At 39.4% G+C, this 4,715-nt stretch carries 2 protein-coding genes; both read left to right on the top strand.

The genetic code is table 11. The annotated features are described in order from the left end of the window. The coding region (locus tag RTW14_RS18595; RefSeq protein ID WP_312654311.1) for an S-layer homology domain-containing protein at positions 1-1,369 on the top strand (1,369 nt) is incomplete at its 5' end. A 183-nt stretch (positions 1,370-1,552) separates the two neighbouring features. Then, positions 1,553-4,715: InlB B-repeat-containing protein (locus RTW14_RS18590; RefSeq protein WP_312654308.1), on the top strand; the 3,163-nt coding region annotated here is incomplete at its 3' end.

The following is a 4,715-nucleotide window of genomic DNA, read 5'->3' as shown; positions in this document are numbered from 1 at the left end:
GGTAACTCATACAATCAGCTTTGATGTAAACGGAGGAACAGGAAGCGTTTCTTCACTACAGGTAACATATGGACAGGCTTCCTCAGCATTACCTGGAGGAACAGGATTGACAGCACCAACAGGAAAGAAGTTTGACAGCTGGAACACGAAGGCAGACGGAACAGGAACAAAATATGCATCAGGAGCAACTGTTGCAAATGTAACAGCCGATATGGCGCTATATGCACAGTATGTAACTGATTCCAGCAGCGGCGGTGGAAGCAGCCACAGTGGCGGAAGTTCTTCTTCAGCAAGTGCATCCACCAGCATTAAAATAGTGACGGATAAAGAGACAAAAGAAGCAGTTATAAGCTTTAGCAGTTCAAGTGCCAAAGTTACTGCAGCTCAAATAAAAGATGTTATTACTAGCAATAAAGATAATAATGTAGTAATAAAACAAAATGATTTTACAATGACTTTTAAAAAGGGAACAATGCAAGAGGTTTCAGGTAAAACGGAATATGATTTTGGTGTATCTTTTGGTACAGGAACCTTAAAAGATACTACAAAGAAGGCGGCAGGTGACAGTTTCATTCAGTCTCTTCATTTCAACTATAGCGGACAATTGCCGGCAAAAGCAACTATAGACATTAACTTAGGAAAAGCATACAGTGGACAGACATTGAACTATAACTATTATGACCCTCAGACAGGAAAGCTTGAGTTTAAACAAAAATCCACAGTTGACAGTAATGGTATATTTACAGTACAGCAAAGTTCTTGTTCTGATTATGTAATTACCAAAGATGTCAGTGCTACACCAGGTAAGTTAAATCTTAATGTGGAAAGCTGGGTTAATCCATTTACAGATGTGGCAAAATCAGATTGGTTCTATAAGAGCGTGGCAATCCTTAACCAGAATAATATAATGGGGGGGACAGATGCTTCTGCATTTTCACCGAATTTAGGCACCAATCGCGCAATGATTGCAACCATACTGTATAGATTGGATGGCTCTAAAGAAACCTTTGATAGTTCCTTTACAGATGTAACAAAGGACAAGTATTATGCAAATGCTGTTGCATGGGCACAAAATAAAGGAATCGTTACAGGGTATGGAAACAATATCTTTGCTCCGAATAATAATATTACACGTGAACAGTTAGTTTCCATTCTTTGGAGATATGCAGGTTCTCCTGTGGTTACAGATTATAATGGTATAGCATCATTTAAAGATGCCTTCGATATATCAGATTATGCAAAGCAGGCATTTGCATGGGCTTATCAGCAGAAAATAATCAGTGGCAAGGGTGACAATTCGCTTGATCCAAAAGGACTGGCTACAAGAGCAGAGGTTGCCATGATGATTACAAGTTATGCTGAAAAGTAAAAGTTTAAGGAGGTTTTTACATAAAAGTTAAGATAAAAAATTAAATTTAAAAAGGGGTTAAGTATAAGCAACAAGATAAATTTATAAATTAAAAAATCCCTGTTTGGCTGGTATTTTAAATGTGAATGCATTATTTTATCAAAAGAACAGGGATTTTAAGTCTTTCATTTTTAAGGGGGATAAATGAGTATTAGCATCAAAAAAATGAAATTTGGCATGTCTAGGGTACTGATTTCAATGTTGTTAATCATTACCATGCTTTGTAGTGTAAATGTATATGCTGAAGATATGTCTGGAGGCTCTAATAACATTAATGGTGCTGTGATTCCAGTCATTATTGATATAAAATTTGACGGACAGGTAGTATTGGCAGAAGGCATGGAAGGGGCTGCGATAGGAGGGGAAATACAAACTAAATATACTTATGGGTGTGGATCGGGTACAGGAAAGGTAGAGGAAGATACTAATGCAACTAAATATCAATGGTATGCTTCAACAACTCCGGAAGGAACTCCTTTAGCGATAGAAGGTTCTGACAAGCCCACATATCTAGTTAAAAAGGAGGATGCAGGAAAATATATCCGAGTTGGAATTACACCTGTTAATATTAAAGGAAGAGTTGGAATGGAAACTATCTCCGATGCAATTTTAGTTAAATACAACTTAAAATTTAATGATGAATTTAACTACATAGCAAAAGATGGTCGTGATTTTAATTTAACAAAAAAATGGATATCGGACTGTGGACTCAGATATTTGGGAGATCCAAAGACATATCAAGTACGTGTGCCGGAAAATGTTGAAGTCAAAGATGGACAGCTTATGATTTATGCCAGAAATGAGCATTTATCTAAATATGACTATTTGGATAAAAAAGATCCTCCTCATACATGGACAGCAGGCAATATATTTAGTAAAGAGAGCTTTAAGTATGGGGTGTATGAGTGCTCCTATCAGTATGCGAGAGCTTCAGGATTAAATCAGAGCTTTTGGGCTTTTACAAATGTACCTGCTGATGAAAAGTATGGTCATTGTGAACCTGATTTTCCTGAGGGACACTATCCCAATGAACTTCAAATCAACTTACTTAGAATGAAAGGCAGTAAAAGAATTGTTGATACTTTTAAATACTATGCCACTACGAATCTTGCAGATAAGATGAATAAATTTACTGCATATCTTAGACCTAATGATGTTGATTCTGCGTGGGAGTTAGAACAGAATCAGGATACATATCAGGTTTTTTTTAACGATAGGAATGTTAGAAAAACCAATAGCTTCCAATATGAAATAGCACCTATGAATATATATTTATCTTTAGCAGTATTTCCTGGATATTCAGGTGAATTAATTCCATCTCAGGCAGATAATTCGGTTATGAAGGTTGATTATGTAAGATTTTATGAGCCTTTAACCAAAATGTATACCGTCCGCTTTGATGTAAATGGAGGTATAGGAAACTTCTCTTCATGGCATGTAACAGAAGGGCAACCTTCCTTAGCATTACCAGATGGAACCGGATTGACAGCACCAGCAACAAAACTGTTTGAAAGTTGGAATACGAAGCCAGATGGAACAGGAATAAAGTATGCAGCAGGTGCAACAATTGCAAATGTGACGGCGGATACGACCTTATATGCACAATATGTGGATATGCCCAAATATACAATCAGCTTTAACCCAAACGGAGGAACAGGAAGTGTACCTTCATTGCAGGTAACCGAGGGACAGACTTCTTCAGCACTACCAGATGGAAGTGGATTTACCGCACCAACAGATATGAAGTTTCACATATGGAACACGAAAGCAGATGGAACTGGAACAATGTATGCAGCAGGATCAACAATACCAAATGTAACAGCAGATGTGACCCTATATGCATGTTATAGTAGTAAAATTAAGTCTATAGTTTTTTATAAGAGCCCTTTTGTAACATATTTATCATGGCGAATATCTGAGGGACAGTCTACTCCAGCCTTTCCTGATGGAAGGGGATTTAAAGCACCAAAAGGCAAAAAGTTTGACAGTTGGAATACAAAGGTAGACGGAGCAGGAACAAAGTATGCAGCAGGAACAATCCTTACAAATGTAACAACAAGTATGTGGTTATATGCACAGTATATTGATATACCACAGGTAACTCATACCATAAGCTTTTATGCAAACGGAGGGAAAGGGAGCATTACTTCATTGCAGGTAGCAGATGGGCAGACATCTTCAGTATTACCAGATGGAAGCAGCCTGACAGCACCAATAGGCAAGAAATTTGACAGCTGGAATACGAAAGCAGACGGAAGTGGAACAAAGTACATTCCAGGAGCAACGGTTGCAAATGTGACAACAGATGTGACGCTGTATGCACAGTATATTGATATACCACAGGTAACTCATACCATAAGCTTTAATGTAAATGGAGGAACCGGAAGCGTATCTTCATTGCAGGTAGCAGATGGGCAGACTTCTTCAGTATTGCCTGATGGAACAGGACTGATAGCACCAGCAGGCAAGAAGTTTGATAGCTGGAATACTAAGGCAGACGGAAGAGGAACGAAGTATGCGTCAGGAGCAACAGTTGCAAATGTAACATCCGATATGACGTTATACGCACAGTATGTGGATATACCACAGGTAACTCATACCATAAGCTTTGATGCAAATGGAGGAACAGGAGGCATTTCTTCACAGCAGGTAGCAGATGGACAGACATCTTCAGCATTGCTAGATGGAAGCAGCCTGACAGCACCAGCAGGGAAGAGATTTGACAGCTGGAACACAGAGTCAGATGGAAGCGGGACTAAGTATACAGCAGGAGCAACGGTTGCAAACGTGACAACAGATGTGACGCTGTATGCACAGTATATTGATATACCACAGGTGACTCATACCATCAGCTTTAATGCTAACGGAGGAACCGGAAGCGTATCTTCATTTCAGGTAGCAGATGGACAAGCTTCTTCAGTATTACCAGATGGAACAGGGGTAATCGCCCCAGCAGGGAAGAGATTTGACAGCTGGAACACAGAGTCAGATGGAAGTGGAACAAAGTACATCCCAGGAGCAATGGTTGCAAACGTAACATCAGATATGACCCTATATGCACAGTATGTGGATATACCACAGGTAACTCATACCATAAGCTTTGATGCAAATGGAGGAACAGGAGGCATTTCTTCACAGCAGGTAGCAGATGGGCAGACATCTTCAGTATTACCAGATGGAACAGGGGTAATCGCCCCAGCAGGGAAGAAATTTGACAGCTGGAACACAAAGGCAGACGGAAGAGGAACAAAATATGCAGCAGGGGTAACGGTTGCAAACGTAACATCAGATATGACCTTATATGCAC

This window comes from Aminipila sp., from assembly GCF_032051575.1.
Classification (GTDB): Bacteria; Bacillota; Clostridia; order Peptostreptococcales; family Anaerovoracaceae; genus Aminipila.
Note: the sequence above shows the minus strand (reverse complement) of the source record. Positions and strands in the feature narration are given on the sequence as shown.